Annotated in this window: 17 protein-coding genes; 4 read left to right on the top strand and 13 right to left on the bottom strand. The window is 67.0% G+C overall.

Annotation, left to right across the window (positions count from 1 at the left end):
* Positions 1 to 8 precede the first annotated feature (8 nt).
* Entirely contained in the window at positions 9 to 761 is a 753-nt protein-coding gene (locus JQX08_RS06035; RefSeq protein WP_204915386.1) for a polysaccharide lyase family 7 protein, read from the bottom strand.
* Between the two features lie 34 nt (positions 762 to 795).
* A complete protein-coding gene (locus JQX08_RS06030; protein WP_204915385.1) occupies positions 796 to 1719 on the bottom strand; it encodes an oxygenase MpaB family protein in 924 nt (307 codons plus the stop codon).
* A gap of 198 nt (positions 1720 to 1917) precedes the next feature.
* Here JQX08_RS06030 and JQX08_RS06025 point away from each other — a divergent pair, with 198 nt between their 5' ends.
* Complete coding sequence (locus JQX08_RS06025; protein ID WP_204915384.1) at positions 1918 to 2571, top strand: peroxiredoxin; 654 nt, start codon at positions 1918 to 1920, stop codon at positions 2569 to 2571.
* A gap of 28 nt (positions 2572 to 2599) precedes the next feature.
* Here the strand turns inward: JQX08_RS06025 and aspT are convergent, their stop codons facing one another.
* Both aspT and JQX08_RS06015 read right to left on the bottom strand, forming a co-directional pair.
* Entirely contained in the window at positions 2600 to 4294 is a 1695-nt protein-coding gene (aspT, locus tag JQX08_RS06020) for an aspartate-alanine antiporter (protein WP_204915383.1), read from the bottom strand.
* Between the two features lie 29 nt (positions 4295 to 4323).
* Entirely contained in the window at positions 4324 to 5976 is a 1653-nt protein-coding gene (locus JQX08_RS06015; protein WP_204915382.1) for a mechanosensitive ion channel family protein, read from the bottom strand.
* Between the two features lie 239 nt (positions 5977 to 6215).
* Here JQX08_RS06015 and JQX08_RS06010 point away from each other — a divergent pair, with 239 nt between their 5' ends.
* On the top strand, positions 6216 to 7787 hold the full coding sequence (locus tag JQX08_RS06010; protein ID WP_204915381.1) for a sensor domain-containing diguanylate cyclase: 1572 nt from the start codon (positions 6216 to 6218) through the stop codon (positions 7785 to 7787).
* 21 nt (positions 7788 to 7808) lie between these two features.
* Here the strand turns inward: JQX08_RS06010 and JQX08_RS06005 are convergent, their stop codons facing one another.
* The 5 genes from JQX08_RS06005 to JQX08_RS05985 all read right to left on the bottom strand — a co-directional run bounded on the left by JQX08_RS06005 (position 7809) and on the right by JQX08_RS05985 (position 13801).
* On the bottom strand, positions 7809 to 8642 hold the full coding sequence (locus JQX08_RS06005; RefSeq protein WP_204915380.1) for an ABC transporter ATP-binding protein: 834 nt from the start codon (positions 8640 to 8642) through the stop codon (positions 7809 to 7811).
* Positions 8630 to 9433 carry an ABC transporter permease gene (locus JQX08_RS06000; protein WP_204915379.1) on the bottom strand — a complete coding sequence of 268 codons (804 nt, stop codon included), beginning with the start codon at positions 9431 to 9433 and terminating at the stop codon, positions 8630 to 8632. The genes JQX08_RS06005 and JQX08_RS06000 overlap by 13 nt, the downstream gene beginning before the upstream one ends.
* Before the next feature lie 236 nt (positions 9434 to 9669).
* Complete coding sequence (locus tag JQX08_RS05995; RefSeq protein ID WP_204915378.1) at positions 9670 to 10659, bottom strand: ABC transporter substrate-binding protein; 990 nt, start codon at positions 10657 to 10659, stop codon at positions 9670 to 9672.
* A 237-nt stretch (positions 10660 to 10896) separates the two neighbouring features.
* A complete protein-coding gene (locus tag JQX08_RS05990) occupies positions 10897 to 12279 on the bottom strand; it encodes an aspartate aminotransferase family protein (RefSeq protein ID WP_204915377.1) in 1383 nt (460 codons plus the stop codon).
* A gap of 31 nt (positions 12280 to 12310) precedes the next feature.
* The gene (locus tag JQX08_RS05985; RefSeq protein WP_204915376.1) at positions 12311 to 13801 is read right to left on the bottom strand and encodes an aldehyde dehydrogenase family protein; all 1491 of its coding nucleotides are present in this window, start codon (positions 13799 to 13801) and stop codon (positions 12311 to 12313) included.
* Positions 13802 to 14371: 570 nt separating this feature from the next.
* Here JQX08_RS05985 and JQX08_RS05980 point away from each other — a divergent pair.
* The gene (locus tag JQX08_RS05980; protein WP_204915375.1) at positions 14372 to 15292 is read left to right on the top strand and encodes a LysR substrate-binding domain-containing protein; all 921 of its coding nucleotides are present in this window, start codon (positions 14372 to 14374) and stop codon (positions 15290 to 15292) included.
* 438 nt (positions 15293 to 15730) lie between these two features.
* Positions 15731 to 16024, top strand: a complete 294-nt coding sequence (locus JQX08_RS05975; protein ID WP_204915374.1) for a GIY-YIG nuclease family protein — start codon at positions 15731 to 15733, stop codon at positions 16022 to 16024.
* Between the two features lie 261 nt (positions 16025 to 16285).
* Here the strand turns inward: JQX08_RS05975 and argE are convergent, their stop codons facing one another.
* The 4 genes from argE to JQX08_RS05955 all read right to left on the bottom strand — a co-directional run bounded on the left by argE (position 16286) and on the right by JQX08_RS05955 (position 20068).
* Positions 16286 to 17437 (bottom strand): acetylornithine deacetylase, encoded by a 1152-nt coding sequence (gene argE / locus JQX08_RS05970; RefSeq protein ID WP_204915373.1) that lies wholly within the window; start codon positions 17435 to 17437, stop codon positions 16286 to 16288.
* Between the two features lie 100 nt (positions 17438 to 17537).
* Positions 17538 to 18212 carry a DUF1028 domain-containing protein gene (locus JQX08_RS05965; RefSeq protein WP_204915372.1) on the bottom strand — a complete coding sequence of 225 codons (675 nt, stop codon included), beginning with the start codon at positions 18210 to 18212 and terminating at the stop codon, positions 17538 to 17540.
* Between the two features lie 72 nt (positions 18213 to 18284).
* Positions 18285 to 18704: a RidA family protein gene (locus tag JQX08_RS05960; protein ID WP_204915371.1), complete on the bottom strand. Its 420-nt coding sequence runs from the start codon at positions 18702 to 18704 to the stop codon at positions 18285 to 18287.
* The gene (locus JQX08_RS05955; RefSeq protein WP_204915370.1) at positions 18704 to 20068 is read right to left on the bottom strand and encodes a flavin-containing monooxygenase; all 1365 of its coding nucleotides are present in this window, start codon (positions 20066 to 20068) and stop codon (positions 18704 to 18706) included. The genes JQX08_RS05960 and JQX08_RS05955 overlap by 1 nt, the downstream gene beginning before the upstream one ends.
* Between the last annotated feature and the right edge of the window lie 178 nt (positions 20069 to 20246).

The raw sequence follows: 20246 nt of genomic DNA, 5'->3' as shown, positions 1-20246 counted from the left end.
GCTGCGCGCTACTGCCCATGCTCGACCTGCAACCGGGTGAAGTGCACCTCGGCGACTTCGCCATTGGCCGACTTGGCGGTCTGTGCATAGGCGCCTGCCTTGAAGTAGTAGGTCACCTCGCGCCAGGCGGGATCTTCGCGGTAGAAGTCGTGCTCGATGCGCTCGCCTTCGACCTCGACGCTCAAGCGCCCCTCGTTGACTTCAATCCGGTAGCTGAACGGGCGGTTGTCCACACGGGTCGCGAAGACATGGCTGATGTCGTCGTTGCTGCCCTTCGGCGACTGCTTGATCAACGCTTTGAGCTTGCCCTTCTCCCACTGCAGCTTGATCAGCGGGCGTGCGTCGAAGCCGTGGATCTGCCCGACGATGATCTTCTGCTCGCGCGGCGCCTGAATCACCTGGCAGGTCGCACTCAGCGCGTGATGCCCGCTGCCGCTCCAGTTCACGTTGTCGTCGCCAGGGTCGAGCACCTCGCGCAGCTCGGAGCGCGGGTAGCGGCTGTTCTCGGTCGTGCCGCCGCCCGCCGGAGCGACGAAGGCCATCGCGCCATCCGCGGTCAGGTGGAAATACTCCGACGAGTAGCTGGCGAGCTGCGCCGGCAGGATTTCGTTGGCATCCCGATCGGGCAGGGTCAGTTTCCATTGCGACAGGTCGTACTTCGTCCCCGGGGCCGGAGTCGGAGCCGCCACCTGCTGGGGACTTTGGCAGCCGGCCAGGGCCATCAGCGCGCCGAGCAGCACGCCAAGTGATGTCCATTGCATTGCGTATCTCCTCGATTCTGGCTGCAGACCGGCGCTAGCTCTCGGTGGGTTCCTGGCGGACGGTCTGCGCTGCCTCGTGCTTGTTCAGGTGCACCGGGCGCAGGTCCTCGATGCGGTAGCCGTCCTGGTAGGTACGCGAGCTGCGGCTGCGCACCAGGTGCGGGTAGTGACCGAACGGCAGCAGTCGATTGACCGCACCAACCAGCTTGAGCGCCGCGCTCACCAGCGCGCGGCGCCAGCCGGGCGCGTCGGGGAAGCCCACCGCGTCGAGGAAGTGCCTCGGCATCAGCGCACAGACCACCGGGCGTACCGCCGGGTGCAGGAACGCCGGCAACCAGTTGGCCATGATCCGCACCGTCGCCGTGGCGACCCGGTGGTTGGGCAGCGCATAGACGAAGTGCTGCGCCTCGTAGCGCCGGGTGAAGGCATCGAACTCAGCCTTGCTCGACGGGATGTCTTTGAGCCCCATACGCCGGCCGATCTCTGCCCAGAAATTGAACCAGGCACGCTGCTCGTGCGCGGTCATGCGCCGCCGGCCGTAGCGGTCGGTCCAGCGAATCGGGAACTCGATGAAGGTCCACAGCACGAACAGGAAATCATCGTTGGCAATCGCGTAGTGCGCGTGGGTCTGGTTCATGCGCGCCAGGGCCTGGCGGCCGACCTCGCCGTCCCAGCCCGACTCTATGAAATGGCCGATCAGCAGCGCGGTGTCGTCGTAGCGCTTCTGCCCGTACTTCTCGAACTCGCCGGTGCGATCCAGCAGGCGCGACACCGAGGCGCTGCCGTAGGTGTAGAACAGCGCCACTTCGAGGGCGCGCTTGAAGTCCCAGGAAAATTCGTAGATCGCCAGCAGGTGGACGATGCGCTGCACGTCGCGCTCGGCATCCAGGCTGGCGATCTCGCGGGCCACGGCCGGGTTGTGCAGCAGGCCGAGGCGCTTGTGATAGGTGGTGGTCATGGCTCACCTGTGGTTATGGACCAACTGTGGTTGCCGTTCTTCAGCCAGTGCCTGCGCCACGAAAGGCTCTGAGGAAGATAGGCGCTGCGCGCCAGCTTGCCCGGAAAACTGCCGCCTCCGCGCCGATCCGAAGCTGGGCAACCCGCCGCGAATAGCGACTAGGCTGTTTCTGGTTCGTCACTTCAGGAGGAAACGCTCATGGCCTTGCGCATCAACGATCCGGTCCCCGACTTCAGCGCCGACACCGACCAGGGGCCGATCCGGTTCCACGACTGGATCGGCGCCGACTGGGCGATTCTGTTCTCGCATCCGAAGGACTTCACCCCGGTGTGCACCACCGAGTTCGGCGCGGTGGCGAAACTCGCCGCTGAATGGGCCAAGCGCGGCACCAAGGTGATCGGCGTGTCGGTGGATGGCGCCGCCACCCACACCAAATGGAAAGGCGACATCGAAGGCTTCTGCGGTGCGCAGGCGGCGTTCCCGATCATCGCCGACGAAGGCCTGGCGGTGTCCAAGGCGTTCGACATGCTGCCCGCCGAGGCCTACCTGCCGGACGGCCGCACCGCCGCCGACACCGCCACGGTGCGCTCGGTGTTCATCATCGGCCCGGACAAGAAGCTCAAGCTGACCATGACCTACCCGATGTCGGTGGGGCGCAACTTCGGCGAAGTGCTGCGCGCGCTGGACGCCCTGCAGCTGACCTACAACGTGCCGCTGGCCACGCCCGCCGACTGGACGGTCGGCCAGGACGTGATCGTCGCCCTCGCCCTCAACGACGAGCAGGCGCGCGAGAAGTACGGTCAGCTCGACATCAAGCTGCCCTACCTGCGCACCATTCCCGCGCCCAAGTAGCTGCCCGCTCCAAGGCCGGGAGGCGCCGTCAGCCACCGGCCGTAACGAAGATGATGATCGGCCCGCACACCGCCAGCAGCACGTTGGAGATCGCGTAGCACACGGTGAAGCCGATCACCGGGGTGTTGCTACCGGACTGCTCGATGATCTTGTTCATCGAGGCCGCCTCGGTCTGCGCGCCGGCCAGCGCGCCGAACAGGATCATCGGGTGCAGGCGCAGCACGTAGCGGCCGAAGTACAGCGCCACCAGCGGCGGCAGCAAGGTCACCACCACGCCGGCGAGCAGCAGCGACCAGCCGTGCTCCTGCATCGCGGCAATCGCCGCCGGACCGGCCAGCAGACCGACCACCGCACCAAAGGCGGTCAGGCCGAACTCGGAGAACGCCCACTGCGCTGCCGGCGGCAAGGCGCCGATCTCTGGGTGGCGCGAGTTGTACCAGCCGATCACCAGCGCGGCGACCAGTACCCCGCCGCCGACGCCCAGCTCGACCGGGATCATGCCGATATGCGTGGAGAGCAGCCCGAGCAGCGCGCCGAGCACCATGCCCAGCGCATGCATGGCGATATCGCTCTTGTAGTTGCTTTCGCGGATGCGCCCCAGGCGTTCGGCCAGCGCCTCGACGCTGGCGCGGCGCCCGGTCAGGGAAATCACGTCGCCGCGGCGCAGCACGGTATGCGGCAGCAGCGGCAGGTCGTAGCCCTGACGGGTAATGCTGTTGATGAAGCAGCCCAGCCGTTCGCCACCGATCAACTGCCCCTTGATCATCTGGATGGTCTTGCCGGCGAACTGCGCCGCAGTCAGCACGATATCGACCTGACGGGTGGGGAAGGACAGCGATTCCGGGTGGTCGACTTCCGGCCCGACCCACTCGGGCAGCGTGCCGACCGCTTCGCGCAGCGCATAGACGCCGACGATATCGTCGGTCTGCAGCACCAGTTCGACGTCGCGTTCGAGCACCTGGCCATCGCGCACCACCCGCTCGACGCTCAGCGCGGGATGCAACTGCTCGAGGTCGGCGATACGCTTGCCATCCGCCGGCCCCAGCCTGGCGACCCGGTGCGCGCGCACCACGATGCGCGTGTAGGGCACGGTGATGGCGTCCTCGTTGCTGGCGATACCCAACTGCAGTTCCAGTTCGCGCGCGGCGCTGCGCAGGTCCACACCGAGCAGCTTGGGCGCGATGCTGCCGACGAAGACGATCAGGCCGATGGTGCCGAACAGGTAGGTGATCGCGTAGGCGATCGCCATGTGGCTGTTGAGCAGATCCTTGGCGGCCGGGTCGAGGTCCAGCTGGCTGATCGCGCTGCCGGCGGTGCCCATGATGGCCGTGTCAGTCAGCGCTCCGGCGCCCAGGCCGGCGGTGAAGCCTGCGTCGAAATGGAAGATTGCGTTCATCGCCAGGATCGCGCCCAGCGCAGTCGCGCAGAGCACCAGCGAGAGCAGCACCAGCTTGAGGGTGCCGCGATTGAGGCTGCCGAAGAATTCCGGCCCGCTCTTGAAGCCGACCGCGTAGATGAACAGCACGAAGAACACCGACTTGAGCGCCGGCGGCACTTCCAGCCCGACCTGCCCGATGATCAGGCCCATCAGCAGCGCGCCGGCCACCGAGCCGAGGTGAAAGCTGCCGAGGCGCACCCGGCCGATCAGCACACCCAGCGAGATCGCCAGGAAGATCGCGATCTCCGGTTCGGAACGCAGCGCATTAAGCAGAAATTCGAGCATTTATCTGACTCCCTGGGCCGGCGCACTGTTCATGAGTCATCGCGGCGCTGTTCGCCGACTTCTGCAGGTTGCACCGCCGGTGCCGCGTACCACTGCTCCTTGGGCACCGACTTTTCGTGCTGCGGGTCGAACACATAGTGTGGCGACATGATCTGCACGCCGTACTCGTTGAACACGTCCTGGATGTTGGCGTGCAGCATCGACAGCAGCACCGCGCGTGGGCGCGGCTGGCTGGGGATCGCCTGGGCAACCAGGCGGTATTCCGGGTAGTAGTCCGACAACGCGGTCTGGAACACCTGCGGGGCCGGATCGACGAGCACCCCCGGGGTGCGCCGGGCGGCCTCCAGCAGCATCGCCTCAACCTGCCGCCAGGGCGTGTCGTAACCAATGGTCACGGTGGTGTCGACCACATAGCCCGGCCCCTTCACGGTGCGCGAGTAGTTCTTGGTCACCGTGCCGGTGATCATCGAGTTGGGGATGGTCAGCATCTCGCCCAGACCGGTGCGAATCCGCGTGGTGAACATGCCCAGCTCAGTGACCGTGCCCTCGTACTCGCCGATGCGCACGAATTCGCCGGGGCGCAGGGTGTGCGTGTAGGTGAGGATCAGCCCGGCGGCGGCCTGGCCGACCACGCTGGAGGCACCCAGCGAGATCATCAGGCCGATCAGTACCGACAGGCCCTTGAACGCATCGGTGCCGGCCCCCGGCAGGTAGGGGTAGGCCATCGCCAGGGCGAACAGCCAGATCGCCAGCGAGGTGAGCCGCGTGGTCGGCTGCAGCGTCTCGTGGTTGAGCCAGCTGAGCGTGCCCGGCATCGCCATGCGCTTGAGGATGCGCCGACTGAAACTGCTGACCCCGCGTGCGATGAAGAAGATCGCCACGGCCACGCCGAGGCCGGGGATCGCCCCGACGATGCCGGCGACCAGGTAGCCGGCGACATCCACCAGGTAGCTGTTGAGGCTCTCGCCCCACGGCCGGGTGTAGGGAAAGCGCGACAGCACGAAGCTCAGCCACTCGTAGCTGAGCAGCAGCACCACCACCCAGTGCAGCAGCCACAGCAGGCGGTTGATCAGCGGGTAGAGGTTGCGTGCGTCGAATACTTCGGTCTGCCCGACCTTCAGCGCCCGCGCGTGACGCTGCATGACCAGCGGCAAGCGCTCGAGCACCTTGCGCCGCAGGTAGAACACGCCCCACAGCAGCGCGGCGTACAGCGCGGTGGCCGCCGCGACCGCCGCCGCGGCCACGAGGATAAAGCGCAGGCTGCGCGCCTCCTGGGTCTCCGCGACCACCTGGCGCAGCTTGCCGGCGGCGCCGTCGGCGGCCTGCTGCAGGGTGGCGTACTCGACGCCATCGACGTCCTTGGGCGAGACGAAGAACGCCCGGTGCGAGCCGAGCAGCACCATGTAACTGTCCTGGATCGGCTGGGCGTGGACTTCGAGCTCTTCGGTGCCGTCCAGCGCCTCACTGATCACCGCCTTTGCGCGCCTGGCGCGCAGCTCCGGAGTCTCGCCGGCCAGCGTGGCGCGAAACACCATGATGCTGCGGTTGGCGACCTTCAGTTCGGCGATCGCCACGCCCTGCTCCGCCGCGTCCCCGTTTGCCACCGAATCCGCGGCCCACAACCAGGCCGAGCCCAGCAACGCAAACCCTGCGACCATCCACACCAGCGCCCTGCTGCGCATCCCCGACTCCTTGCCCTAACGGTTTCAGACGGCGGCGCGCTGTTCACCACGCCCTACCCCCGTATCGCAGCGTAGTTCAGCGCCTCGGACCTCGTCGGCTGGACGGCGGCGCAACCTGCACTGGCGGCTCGCGGCTGACTGCACGAGTGCTCGGTACATGATCGGAGTCATGTACCCGTGCCGTTGGCGATGCGAATCTTCACTATCCTTGAGCAGACTCCGATCCGGCAGTGCGGCCCATGAAGCTCCCCCGAACCCTCCCGATCGGCCTGCGCGGCCTGATTCTGGCGTTTGCCCTGCTAGCCGCGCTGGCCACCCTGTGCAACAGCCTGGTGGTGGCCTACACGGTGCAGCGCGACGCGCTGATCCACTCGACCCTCGAAGCCAATCGCGCCTACGCGGCCAAGGTCGCCTCAAGCATTGGCGAGTTCCTGCGTGCGGCGCAGCAACGCTTGGCCTACAGCGAGCAGATCATTGCCCGCGACTTCGACAACCCCGCGCTGCTGCATGCCGAGGCCATGCGCCTGCAGGCGCAGGACGCCGACTTCAATGCGGTGGCCATCACCGACCCCAACGGCAAGGTGCTGCAGGCCTATCCCGACCACTTGAAGCTGCTCGGCAGCACCCTGCATTCCGAGGAGGTGCAGAAGGCCCTGCAGGAACGCCGGCCGATGATCAGCCATGCCTACACCACCACGGCCGGCAACATGGTGGTGTTCATTTCCCAGCCGGTGATCGACGACGCGGGGCACTTTCTCGGGGTCATCGGCGGTTCGGTGTTCCTGCGCAAGAAAAGCGCGCTGCATACGGTGATCACCAACCACTTCCATCGCGACGGCACCTACGCCTTCGTCGCCGATGAATACCGCCGCCTACTGCATCACCCTGATCCGACGCGCATTGGCGAAGTGCTGAGCTCGAGTGTCGCCGTCGATGCGGCCTTGCGTGGCGAAAGCGGTGCCATGGCCGTGGAAAATTCCCACGGCGAGCCGATGCTGGCCGGCTATGCGCCGGTCGCCGACGCGCACTGGGCGGTGGTCGCCCAGCAGCCGCGCGACCAGGCGCTGGCAACCCTGGGGCAATTGATGCGCAACATGGTCATCGGCCTGCTGCCGGCGAGCCTCGTCGGCCTGCTGCTGCTGTGGATCGGTGCGCTGCTGATCACCCGCCCGTTGCGGCAGCTGGCCAACGCAGCCACGCACCTGGCCAATCCAGACACCACCGCGCGGCTCGGGCTGATCAACGCCTGGTACACCGAGGCCGCGGCAATCCGCCAAACCCTGATCGCCAGCGTGCAGCTGCTGCAGCAGAAGCTCGGCCGCCTCCGCAATGAGGCACAGAGCGATGCCCTCACCGGCCTGGCCAATCGCCGCGCGATGGACAGCGAGCTGGCCGTGCTGGAACAGTCGGGGCGCCAGTACTCGGCACTGGCGCTGGACATCGATCACTTCAAGCGGGTCAACGACACCTTCGGCCACGACGCCGGTGATGTCGCGCTGAAGCAGGTGGCGAAGGTCATCCAGGACTGCTCGCGTACCGGCGACCTGGCCTGCCGCGCCGGCGGCGAAGAATTCATCCTGCTGCTGCCGGAAACCAGCCTGCCGATTGCGCGGGTGATCGCCGAGCGGATTCGCGCGACCATCGCCGCCACCGAAATCCCCACGGTCGGCACGCTGACCATCTCCATCGGCATCGCCTGCCACGGTGCGGACAGCCAGACAGCGGAGGTCATCCTCAAGCTCGCCGACGCGGCGCTGTACCGCGCCAAGGAGAGCGGCCGCAACCGCGTGGTGGCGGCCGACGACGCCTAGCGCCGCACGCCGCCGCGGCCGTCAGTGCGCCTCGTGCAGGTCGTCGTGCAGCAGGCCGAGAATCTGCCGCTTCATGCGGATGAATTCCGGCTCCATGACCACGTCGAGGTTGCGCGGGCGGTCGATCGGCACGTCGAGAATCTGCTTGATCCGCCCCGGCCGCGCGCCCATCACGTAGACGCGGTCGCCGAGCAGGATCGCCTCGTCGATGTCGTGGGTAACGAACACCACGGTCTTCTTGCTGTGCTCCCAGACGCGCAACAGCAGCTGCTGCATCTGCAGGCGGGTCTGGCTGTCGAGCGCGCCGAACGGCTCGTCCATCAGCAGGATCTGCGGGTCGTTGGCCAGCGCACGGGCGATCGCCACGCGCTGCATCATGCCGCCGGAGAGCTGCTTGGGGTAGTTCTCGGCGAACGCTTTGAGGCCCACCTCGTTGAGGTAGTACTCGACGATGTCCTTGCGCTCGGCGGCCGGCATGCCGCGGCGCTTGAGGCCGAACTCGATGTTCTCGCGCACCGTTAGCCAGGGGAACAGCGTGTAGCTCTGGAACACCATGCCACGGTCGGCGCCCGGCCCCTCGACCTTCTGGCCGCCGACGAAGATCGCCCCGTCGCTCGGCTCGGCGAGCCCCGCGGTGAGGTACAGCAGGCTCGACTTGCCGCAGCCGGACGGCCCGACGATCACCGCGAACTGCTGGTCCGGCACCTCGAACGACACCTTGTCCAGCGCGCTGAACACGCCGCCGTCGGGGGTGCGGTAACGCAGGCTGACCTCTTCGACCCGCAGGCGCGGCGCCGCGGTGGGGTGCGGTTGGGCGGCGACGCCGTCCTGTTTCATCATGGCTAGTGCGCCCATGCGGCAATCCTCAGTCGGAGCAGACGGAACAGTTGGTCGGTGATCAGCCCGAGCAGGCCGATGATGGCGATGGCGAGGAAGATCACGTCGACTTGGAAGCCGCGCATCGCCTTGAGGCTGATGTAGCCGAGGCCGCTGCTGGCGGCGACCAGCTCGGCGACCACCAGGTAGGTCCAGGCCCAGCCCATGGTCACCCGCAGGGTATCCAGCACGCCGGGCAGCGAGGCCGGGCCGAGCACGTGTAGGACCACGTCGCGGCGGGTCGCGCCGAGCGTGTAGCTGGCGTTGAGCAGGTCCTTGGCGACGCCCTTGGAGACGTCGGCGATCATCACCAGCTGCTGGAAGAACACGCCGAAGATGATCACCGTGACACGCTGCTCCAGGCCGATGCCGATCCACAGGATGAACAGCGGCACGAAGGAGGTCACCGGCAGGTAGCGGATGAAGTTGACCAGCGGCTCGATGAACGCCTGGACGATGCGAAAGCTGCCCATCAGCAGGCCCAGCGGCACCGCCACCAGCGACGAGACGATGAAGCCGATCAGCACCACCTCGATGCTCGCCCAGACATGCTTGCCCAGGGTGCCGTCACCGGCCAGACGCAGTCCGGCGGCGAGCACGTCGCCCGGGGTGGGCAGGAACATCGACGGCACCACGCCGCCATACGACAGGCCGGCCCACAGGCCGAGCACCAGCAACCAGCACAGGCTGCTGGCGCCGAGAATGAGTTGGCCGGGCAGCTCGACCTTGGGGGTCAGGCAGCGTTGCAGCCAGGATTTGCGCGTGGCCATGAAACCACCTCCACATCGACAACAGGAATGTCCGCCGCGCACCTCGCAGGGTGCGGCGGCGCAGGTATTTCGTGATTCCTCGAACCGGGGAAACGCTGAAAAGTCCATTTGTCGTCGCTCCCGCACAGGCGGGAGCCCAGATGCCACGACCCTTCTGGATTCCCGCCTGCGCGGGAACGACGGTTGCTCAGCATTTCACCAACAGCCGGAGGCCGGCCCGAAGAACACGCAGCCGCTCACCGCGGCGTCACGAAGCGCGGGTCGACCAGCTCGTCGTAGGCCACGTTGTAGGGTTTGCCCTGCAGGCTGGTCCAGGTGTCGTTGGCCAAGCTGATCAGCCCGGCGATGTCGCCCGGTTTACCCGGTGCGCCGAGCAGCTTCTCGCTCATCGCCTGGTCGTAGAACTTCACGCCCTTGGCCGCCTCGGCGAGGTCCTTGGGATCGGACAGGTAGCCGCCGACGCCCTTGGCCATGATCGCGTAGGCCTCCTGCGGGTGTTCCTGGGTGTACTTGACCGCCTTGTACAGGCCGCTGACCAGCGCCTTGACGTCGTCCGGCTGCTTGTCGATGACGTCGCAGGACAGCGCCACCACGTCGACGATCACCCCCGGCGTCTGAGTGCTGTCGACCAGTACCTTGCCCTGGCCCTTCTGGCGCACCATCGACAAATGCGGTTCCCAGGTCACCGCCGCCGGCACGCGCCCGGCGATGAACGCGGTGGCTGCGTCGTCGGCGGTCATGTTCTGGATTTCCAGGTCGCTCATCTGCATGCCCTTCTGCTTGAGCAGGTAGGACAACCAGAACTGCGACACCGAGCCTTCGTTGACCGCCACCGCCTTGCCCTTCAACTGGTCGAGGCTGCTCACCCCGTCGCCGACCAGCACGCCGTCGCCGCCGTGGCTTTCGTCCAGCGCGGCGACCGCCTTGAAGCAGAAATCCTTGGAGCGGTACTTGAGCACTTCGTCGATGGTCGAGGCCGAGCCGGACAGCTTGCCGGACGCCTGGGCCGCCATATACATGGCCGCTTCCTCGATCACGGTGAAGTCGACGTCGAGGCCCTGTTCCTTGAAGTAGCCGAGGTCGCGGGCCAGGTACAGGGTGCCGTAGCCGACCCAGGTGGTGTGGCCGATGGTCAGGCTGCCGGCCTGGGCCGTGGCAGCCATGCCTGCCGCCAGGGCGGTGCAGGCGAAGGTTCGGGCGATACGGTGGCGCAAGGTCTGGTTCATAGAGCACTCCCACAGCCGGATGGCTTTAGTTATTGAAATTGCGGGGCAGCGGGCCGAATTTCGGCCAAAGGAACTCCTGCGTGCCGGCCCGTGGGCCGGCGCGTTGTTGCTGACATGGCCCTCTGCGGGGCCCTGGGTTTCTAGCGCTTCGTCATTCCCGCGCAGGCGGGAATCCGGAAAGTCCGTGGCACCTGGGCTCCCGCCTGCGCGGGAGCGACAGTCAGTGGGTGCGTGGCCCTAGAGCAGGCCGAGATCACGCGCGGTGCGGTCCACCGCGCGCTTGGTCTTGTCCACCAGTTCGTCGAGCTCCGCGTGGCTGGCCACCAGCGCCGGGGCCATGATCATGCGGCCCTGGGTGGAGCGGATGATCAGCCCCTCGTCGAAGCCATAGGTGCGGCACGTCCAGGCGATATCGCCCTCGTTGGCGAAGCGCTTGCGGGTCGCCTTGTCCTCGGCGAACTGCAGCGCGGCGACCAGGCCGGCGCCCTGCACATCGCCGACCAGCGGGTGGTCGCTGAAGGTGTCGCGCAGCAGCTTCTGCAGATACGGGCCGGTGTCGTTCTTCACCCGGCTGACGATGCCTTCGTCGCGCAGCGCCTTGAGGTTGGCGATGGCCACCGCCGCCGCCACTGGGTGGCCGCCGTAGGTCAGGCCGTGGGCGAACACCCCGCCCTGCTGCACCAGCACCTCGGCCATGCGCTTGCTGAGCACCAGGCCGCCCATGGGGATGTAGCCGGAGGTGAGGCCCTTGGCGATGGTCAGGGTGTCCGGCTCGAAGCCGAAATGCTGGTGGGCGAACCACTCGCCGGTGCGGCCGAAGCCGCCGATCACTTCGTCGGCGCTGAGCAGCACGTCGTACTTGCGGCAGATGCGCTGAATCTCGGCCCAGTAGCTGGCCGGCGGGAAGATCATGCCGCCGGCACCCTGGAAGGGTTCGGCGACGAACGCGGCGACGTTCTCGGCACCGAGTTCGAGGATCTTGGTTTCCAGCTCGCGGGCCGCCTTGAGGCCGAACTCCTCTTCGGAGAGATCGCCACCTTCGGCGAAGTAGTACGGCTCACCGATGTGCGCGAAGTCCGGCAGCATGCCGCCCATTTCGTGCATGAAGCCCATGCCGCCGAGCGCGGTGCTGCCCAGGGTCGAGCCGTGGTAGCCGTTCCAGCGGCCAATCATGATCTTCTTCTGCGGCTGGCCGAGGATCTGCCAGTAGCGGCGCACGGTGCGGATCAGCACCTCGTTGGCCTCGGAACCGGAGTTGGTGTAGATCGCGTGGCTGTAGTGCGCCGGCAGCAGGCTGAACAGCAGCTCGGACAGCTCGATCACCCGCGGGTGGGTGGTGTGGAAGAACAGGTTGTAATACGCCAGCTCGGCGAGCTGCCGGCTGGCGGCGGCGTTCAGGTCCTCGCGGCCGTAGCCCAGCGCGGTGCACCACAGGCCGGACATGCCGTCGAGGTAGCGCTTGCCGTCGGTGTCCCAGAGGTTCAGGCCCTGGCCCTTGGCGATCACCAGGGCGCCCTTCTCGTTGAGCGCCTTCTGGTCGAGGAAGGCGTGGATGTGATGCGCCGCATCCAGCGCCTGGTAATCCTGAGTGGAACGGGTCGGGGTGATCTGGGCAGTCATCGCAAGGTCTCCTGGCATGCCGGTACGCAACTCAACGGAGCTGGAACCAGGTCGTTTTCAGCTGGGTGTATTTGTCGAAGGAGTGCAGCGACAGGTCGCGGCCGAAGCCGGACTGCTTGCCGCCGCCGAATGGCACGCTGACGTCGAGGGCGTCCACCGTGTTCACCGACACGGTGCCGACCTTGAGCGCGCGCGCCACCCGGTGGGCGCGGTTGAGGTCGTCGCTCCACAGCGAGGCGGCCAGGCCGTACACGCTGTCGTTGGCCAGGCGCACGGCTTCGTCTTCACTGTCGAAGGCGCTGACCGCCAGCACCGGGCCGAACACTTCCTCGCGGGCCAGGCGCATGTCGGCCTGCACGCCGCTGAAGATGGTCGGCTCGATGAAGTTGCTGGAGCCGTTGAAGTTCAGCTGGCGGCCGCCGCAGACGCACTGCACACCGGCCGCCTCGGCGCCGCGAATGAACTCGAGGACGCGCGCGGTCTGCCGCTCGTCGACGATCGCGCCGGCGCGGCTGGCCGGATTCAGCGGATCGCCCGGCTGCCAGTCGCGGGCCTTGGCCTGCAGGCGCTCGACGAACTCGTCGTGGATCGAACGCTCGACCAGCAAGCGCGAGTTGGCCGAGCAGACTTCGCCCTGGTTGAAGAAGATGCCGAAGGCGGCCTTCTCCGCCGCCAGATCGAGGTCCTGGCAGTCGGCGAACACCAGGTTGGCGCTCTTGCCGCCGCACTCCAGCCAGACCTGCTTGAGGTTGGACTGCGCCGAATAGCCCATGAAGAACTTGCCCACTTCGGTGGAGCCGGTGAACACCAGGCAGTCGACATCCGGGTGCAGGCCGAGCGCCTTGCCGGCCTGCTCGCCGAGGCCCGGCACGACGTTCAGCACGCCTTCCGGAATGCCCGCTTCGAGGGCCAGTTCGCCGAGACGCAACGCGGAGAACGGCGACTGCTCGGCGGGCTTGAGCACCACCGAGTTGCCGGCGGCCAGCGCCGGGGCGAGTTTCCAGGCGGCCATGTCGAGCGGGAAGTTCCACGGCACCACGGCGGCGACCACGCCCAGCGCTTCGCGGGTAATGGTGGCGAGCACGTTGGGCGCGCTCGGCGCCACCTGGTCATAGAGTTTGTCGAGGCTCTCGGCGTACCAGCGGAACACCCCGGCGGCGCCTGGCACGTCGATGCTCCAGGCATCCATCACCGGCTTGCCCATGTTCAGCGAATCGAGCAGGGCCAGTTCGTCGCGGTGGGCGAGGATCAGCTCGGCCAGCTTGAGCAGCACCTGCTTGCGTTCCGCCGGAGCACGGCGCGACCACACCCCGGCCTCGAACGAGCGCCGTGCGGCACGCACCGCGAGGTCGACCTCGGCAGTGCCACAGGCGGCGAGATTGGCCAGCAACTGGCCGGTGGCGGGGTTGCGTGCGGCGAAGGTGGCACCGGACTCGGCGCCGAGCGAACGCCCGTCGATGAGCGCGCGGTCGATGAAACGTTGCTGTTGGGCGCGTCGCTGCCAGTCGCTGAGTTCGTACACCGCTATCCCCTTGTCACCGGTTGAGTGGCTATTGCGAACCGATGGTGGCCCAAGCCGAGGGATAGGAAAAATATTAAAAATGTCATCGGGACATACGAAAAAGCTGGCTTGCAGCGCACCAGATTCGCGCAGCCTGCAGGCTTGTTGTGCAAGCCGGCGGCTCGGCGCGATAAACGCCGTGCTGCCCGCCCATGCGGCAACCGCCGTTGATCCGCGTGCAAGCCGCGTGCGGCCTGGCCCGCCGTAGTTCGCCAGTGAAGCCTGAAAAATCCGTCCAGCAGCGCCGACACGCCTGCGCAGTCGCGCCTAACTGAGGAAGCGACGCCTCATCCGGGTGCAGTGCGATGGCGGTATTGCGCGGAATTTCGTGGCCATTGGAGGACAGATTTTTCGCCGCCAGGCGCGGCGGCGTGGCCAGCGAGTACGCCTCTTGCAAGCGCGGGCACGCCTTGCCGGCGCACACGACCATGAAAAATGTCTTCGCTGGCGAACAAAATGCTCACCAGCACGCCCCGTCAACCCGGGCCAAACGCGCTATGGTGGGTCTCAAAAGATCGACCGAGGTTTGTCGTGGCTTCCTACACCCTGCGTCAATTGAAGTATTTCGTCACCACCGTCGAATGCGGCAGCGTCGCCGAGGCGTCGCGCAAGCTGTACATCGCCCAGCCGTCGATATCCACGGCGATCAAGGGCCTCGAAGAAAGCTTTGGCGTGCAGCTGTTCATCCGCCACCACGCCCAGGGCGTCTCGCTGACGCCCAGCGGCGCGCGCTTCTACCGCAAGGCCCAGGAACTGCTGCGCATGTCCAAGGAGTTCGAGCAGAACGCCCTGGCCGACAACGACGTGGTGGCCGGGCAGATCGACATCGGCTGCTTCGAGACGGTCGCTCCGCTGTACCTGCCGCGCCTGATTGCGGGCTTCCGCGAACGCTATCCCGGCGTGGAAATCCGCCTGCACGACGGCGAGCAGCAGGAGCTGGTGCAAGGCCTCACCGGCGGGCGCTTCGACCTGGCGATCTTCTACGAGCACGACCTCGATGGCACCATCGAAACCGAACCGCTGATGGCCCCGCAACGCCCCTACGCGCTGCTGCCGGAAGGCCACCGCTTCGCCGCCCAGGCCCAGGTGTCGCTGCGCGACCTGGCGCTGGAGCCGATGATCCTGCTCGACGTGCAACCCAGCCGCACCTACTTCGTGAGCATCTTCGAGGAGCTCGGCCTCAACCCGAACATTGTCTTCAGTTCACCGTCGATCGAGATGGTGCGCGGCATGGTCGGCCAGGGCTTCGGCTTCTCGGTGCTGGTCACCCGCCCGCACGGCAACACCACCTACGACGGCAAGCAGGTGGTGTGCCTGGACATCAGCGAAAACGTCACCGGCTCCGGCCTGGTCGCCGCCTGGCTGAAGCGCGCGCAACTGACCAAGCCGGCGCAGCTGTTCGTCGACTACTGCAAGGAGCAGCTGGCGCCGGCGGCACCGAGCGAGGGTTGAGGCATTCGGCGGTCGATGCGAATGGTTTGCTGGCTGAATGCGCGTCACACCCCTACCTCGCAAGTTCTGCCGCGCAACGCCAGCGGCCTGGCGTTCTGAGTTCTGAGTTCTGAGTTCTGAGTTCTGAGGATGCTCCCCACCTGGATTCCCGCCTACGCGGGAATGACGAGGCTATGCGGTATCTCACGTGTCCCAACCACTCCGTCATTCCCGCGTAGGCGGGAATCCAGAGCGGCGGGCACGGTGCCAGAGGCCACGATGTCATGACGTCATGCCCCACAACACCCGCACTTGTGCAGTCATCCCCCGCCCCAACCCACCCACGGTTATTCAAAATTTCGCCACTACCGTCACACCACTCAGCGTCGCTGCATCACACCCACCCCATCTTCCCCCAAACTCGTCCTCAGGAACCCCAGCGTCCAGGAAGGACCCACCATGCCCAAGCAGCCCGCCGTGTACCTGCTCGCCAGCCAGCGTAACGGCACGCTCTACATTGGCGTCACCGCCAATCTCCCCCGGCGCATCTGGGAGCACCGCAACGATTGCGTCGAAGGCTTCACCCAGCGCTATGGCGTGCACCAATTGGTCTACTACGAACTGCACGAGTCGATGCTCGCCGCCCTCACCCGCGAGAAGCAGCTGAAGAAGTGGCGACGGGAGTGGAAGCTGCGCTTAATCGAGGCGGGCAACCCCGGATGGCGGGATTTGTGGGCGGAGATCGTCGGATAAGTTGGGCACGGGCTGCGCCGACACAGCCAGGCCATTCGCTCGCGGGCCAACGCACACGTTGTTCGGCGGAACAGCTGGATTCCCGCCTTCGCGGGAATGACGGAGTGCTTGGCGACGCCAACGGAGTTCCCCCATGACCTCGTCATTCCCGCGCAGGCGGGAATCCAGGCCGGCAGCACCCGCGCCTCACTCAGCCATGCAGGCGCTAAGGCTCTACGCCACCCTACGCTACCGCAGCCCCGCTCGCCCACCACGAAATGACTACCCGCGCATCCACTCCCGCAACCGCACCAGCATGGCGCCGCACTGCGCCAGTTGGTCGAGACTGACGTACTCGTCCGGTTTGTGTCCCTGTTCCATGCTGCCGGGGCCGCAGATCACCGTGGCAATGCCGGCCTCGTCGAACAGCCCGCCCTCGGTGCCGAATGCCACCGTGGAAAAGTCCTGCGAGCCGCTGAGCAGCGCCAGCAGCTCGGCGGCCTCGCTGTGCGGATCGGTGAGCAGGCCGGGGTAGCTGGAAAGCGGGCTGAAGCGGATCGCCGTATCAGCCTGCACCGCGCGCATGTGCGGTAGCAGTTCGCGTTCGGCGTAGTCCTGCAGCTCGCCGGCCACCTGCCGCGGGTCGTCGGCCGGCAAGGCGCGGACTTCGAAGTCGAACTGGCATTCGGCGGGGACGATATTCAGCGCGCGACCGCCGCTGATCGTGCCGGTCTGCACCGTCGAGTACGGCGGGTCGAAGCGGGCGTCGTGACGCTCCGGGGCGGCCAGGCGCGCGCCGATCTCGCCGAGGCGACCGATCAGCCGCGCCGCGTACTCGATGGCATTGACCCCCTGCGGCGCATAGGCCGAATGGCAGGCCGCGCCGTGCACCTCGCAGCGCATCGCCAGCTTGCCCTTGTGGCCGAGCACCGGGCGCATCTCGGTGGGTTCGCCGATGATGCAGATCGCCGGCCGCTCCGGGCTGGCGCGCAGTTGCGCGACCAGGCTGCGCACGCCCAGGCAGCCGACCTCCTCGTCGTAGGAGATGGCGATGTGCAGCGGCAGGCGCAGCGGCTGGGCGAGGAAGCCCGGCACGGCGGCCAGCACGCAGGCGAGGTAGCCCTTCATGTCGGCGGTGCCGCGCCCGTACAGCTTGCCATCGCGCTCGCTGAGCTGGAATGGCGGCACGCTCCAGGCCTGGCCGTCGGCCGGCACCACGTCGCTGTGCCCGGAGAGCATCACCCCGCCCGGCCCGCTCGGGCCCAGCCGTGCGTAGAGGTTGGCCTTGCTGCGTTCGGCGTTGAACAGCAGCTGGCTGGCGATGCCCAGATTGGCCAGGTAGTCGCTGACGAACTCGATCAGCGCCAGGTTGGATTCGCGACTGGTGGTGTCGAAGGCGATCAGTTTTTCCAGCAGGTCGCGGCTGGTAGGCATGGCTGGGTCTCCGCTATGGGTGAGGTCCGATCCCTCATCCAGGCCCTCTCCCAGGAAGAGAGGGGGTTGGTCGAGACATAGGGGCGCTGGCTTACTCTGCCTACTCGTCGCCCGGCACGCCGTAACTCGGCGCCTGGGTGGGGTCGAGGGCGCGGGTGATGTAGTCCTGCATCTGCGGTCGGTAGGCCTGCCACAGCCCGGCGAGTTCGCCGATCGGGTCGTGCTCGGCCCAGTCGACGCGCAGATCGATGATCGGCCAGACCAGCTCGCCGACCACCTTGAGCGCCGCCGAATGCACCGGCCCGGCTTCGCCGCCGGCGGCCATCGCCGCCTGCATGGCCGCCAGCAGGCGTTCAGCCAGGCAGCCGCCGGCCTGTTCGAAGGCGCCGACCATGGCGTCGATCACCGCCGGCGCGGACAGCAGGTTGCCGGCCGCCACGCACTGTTCACCGGCCAGCGCATGGTGCAGACCGAGCGCGCCGCTGCCGGTGAAGTGCGCGGTGGCGCCGTGATGGTCGACCACCGTGACCTGGCGGAACTGGCTGTAGCCGTTGCTGCCGAGCGCCTTGTCCAGCGCCGCCGTCGGCGCCAAACCGGCTTCCAGCAGGTCGAGAATCTGCGGGCCGAGCGCCGGCAGGGTGATGTTCTGCGTGGCCACCGCGCCGACCCCGGCGCGCAGCCAGGGGCAACGCGCGCCGACGGCGATGCTCGAGGAGCTGATGGCGATGCCCAGCTGGCCGGTTTCGGCGCAGCGACCGACGATGGAAAAGGTCATGCTCACTCCTTGGAAACTGTCTGCGATCCACGGGTCCGGCACGACACCAGCGCCGTGCCCGAATCGTCTGGCTTACGGCTGCGCGTCGGGGATCACCGCGATCACGTCGATCTCCATCAGCCACTGCGGCTGGCCGAGCGCCGAGACCACCAGCCCGGTAGAGATCGGGAACACGCCCTTCAGCCACTTGCCGACTTCCTGGTAGACCGGCTCGCGGTAGCGCGGGTCGATCAGGTAGGTGGTGGTCTTGACGATATGGCTGAGGTCGCTGCCGGCCTCTTCGAGCAGTTGCTTGACGTTCTTCATCGCCTGCTCGGCCTGCGCGCGCGGGTCGCCGAGGCCGACCAGGTTGCCGTCGAAATCGGTGCCCACCTGGCCGCGCACATACACGGTGTTGCCGGCGCGCACCGCCTGGCACAGATCGTTGTCGAGGCTCTGGTTGGGGTAGGTGTCCTTGGTGTTGAACATGCGGATGCGGGTATGCGTAGGCATCAACTGGCTCCCAGAATGCTGAGTTTCGGAACGGCCGCCTCGGCGCGGGCGTCCTGCGCCGCGGCCTGGCGCTGCGCGGCATCGCGATAGGCGAGGTACTTGTGTTGCGTGGCGATGTGGTCGGCGATGTGTTTGGCGTCGTGCCACACGCCCCAGATGAAGGTCGAGCCGCGCCGCGACAGCCACGGCAGGCCGAGGAAGTACACGCCCGGTTCGCTGGACACGCCGCGCTGATGCTGCGGCTTGCCGTTGGCGTCGAAGGCGCCGACCTGCAACCAACTGAAGTCCACGGCGTAGCCGGTGGCCCAGATGATCGAGGTGACCCCGGCGGCGGCCAGGTCGAGCTCGAGCAGCGGATGGGTCACGCAGTCCGGATCAGGGAACTTGCGGCGCGCCTCCGGCTCTTCCGGCAGGTCCAGGCCGTTGCGGGCGATGTAGGCGTCCGCCGCGTCGAGCAGCTCCAGGTAGTTCTCGTCGCCGCGCGCCAGGTTGTCGGCCAGGTCGGCCTGGAAGCTCACTACGCCGTTGCTGAACGCCTTGGTCAGGCCGACCAGGGTCAGGCCCTGCTCGGCCAGGCCACGGAAATCGATGGTCTGCCCGCCGCGCGCGCCGCTGACCGCGATGGTCACGTGCTCCTTGCCCGGCTGCGCGGCCTCCATGTCCCACAGGCCGAGCACGCCGAGCCACCAGCAGAAATCGCGTCCGCGGTAGCTGCGCGGCGGCCGGTCGTGGGCGCCGACCGACAGGTACACCTGGCGGCCAGACCGTTGCAGTTCGTCGGCGATCTGCACCCCGGACGAACCGGCACCGACCACCAGCACGGCACCGGCCGGCAGCTGCTGCGGATTGCGGTAGGCGGCTGAGTGCAGCTGGGTGAGCGCGGTATCGTTCGGCGCGATCGGCGGGATCACCGGGCGCTGGAACGGCCCGGTGGCGGCGACCACGCGATTGGCGCGGATCACTCCTTCAGAAGTTTCCACGGTGAAGCCTGGGCGGTCGGCATTGCGCACCACGCGCTTGACCTCCACGCCGGTGCGGATCGGCGCGTTGAACTTGCGGGCATAGGCTTCGAAGTACGCGGCGACCTGCTCCTTGGGCGCGAAGGCGTCCGGATCGAGATCGAATTCCAGGCCCGGGAAGCGGTCGTGCCAGACCGGCCCGTTGGCCACCAGCGAATCCCAGCGCCCGGTGCGCCAGGCTTCGGCGATGCGGTTGCGCTCCAGCACCAGGTGCGGCACGCCGAGTTTGCTCAGGTGCTCGCTCATCGCCACGCCGGCCTGACCGGCGCCCACCACGAGCGTGTCTATGTCTTCAACGAGGCGGTCGTTGCACTTCGGAAACGCGGTTCGATTCAGGTCGGTCATGGCTTGCCTCTGATGCTGATCAGTTGCGGCTTTCGGTGTTGGCCGCATTCTGTTCAGAGCCAGAGATTCGCGAAATTATGTTTTTTGTAGTCGCTGACAAGGGAAAACCTGCACCCGCAGCAAGCGCGCGGCCCGCATGGCAGAGAGCCTGGCTCGCGGCCGGTGAATTTCACCCGCA

It is taken from the genome of Zestomonas insulae (assembly GCF_016901015.1).
Taxonomy (GTDB): Bacteria; Pseudomonadota; Gammaproteobacteria; order Pseudomonadales; family Pseudomonadaceae; genus Aquipseudomonas; species Aquipseudomonas insulae.
This window is presented reverse-complemented; position numbering and strand designations above follow the sequence as displayed.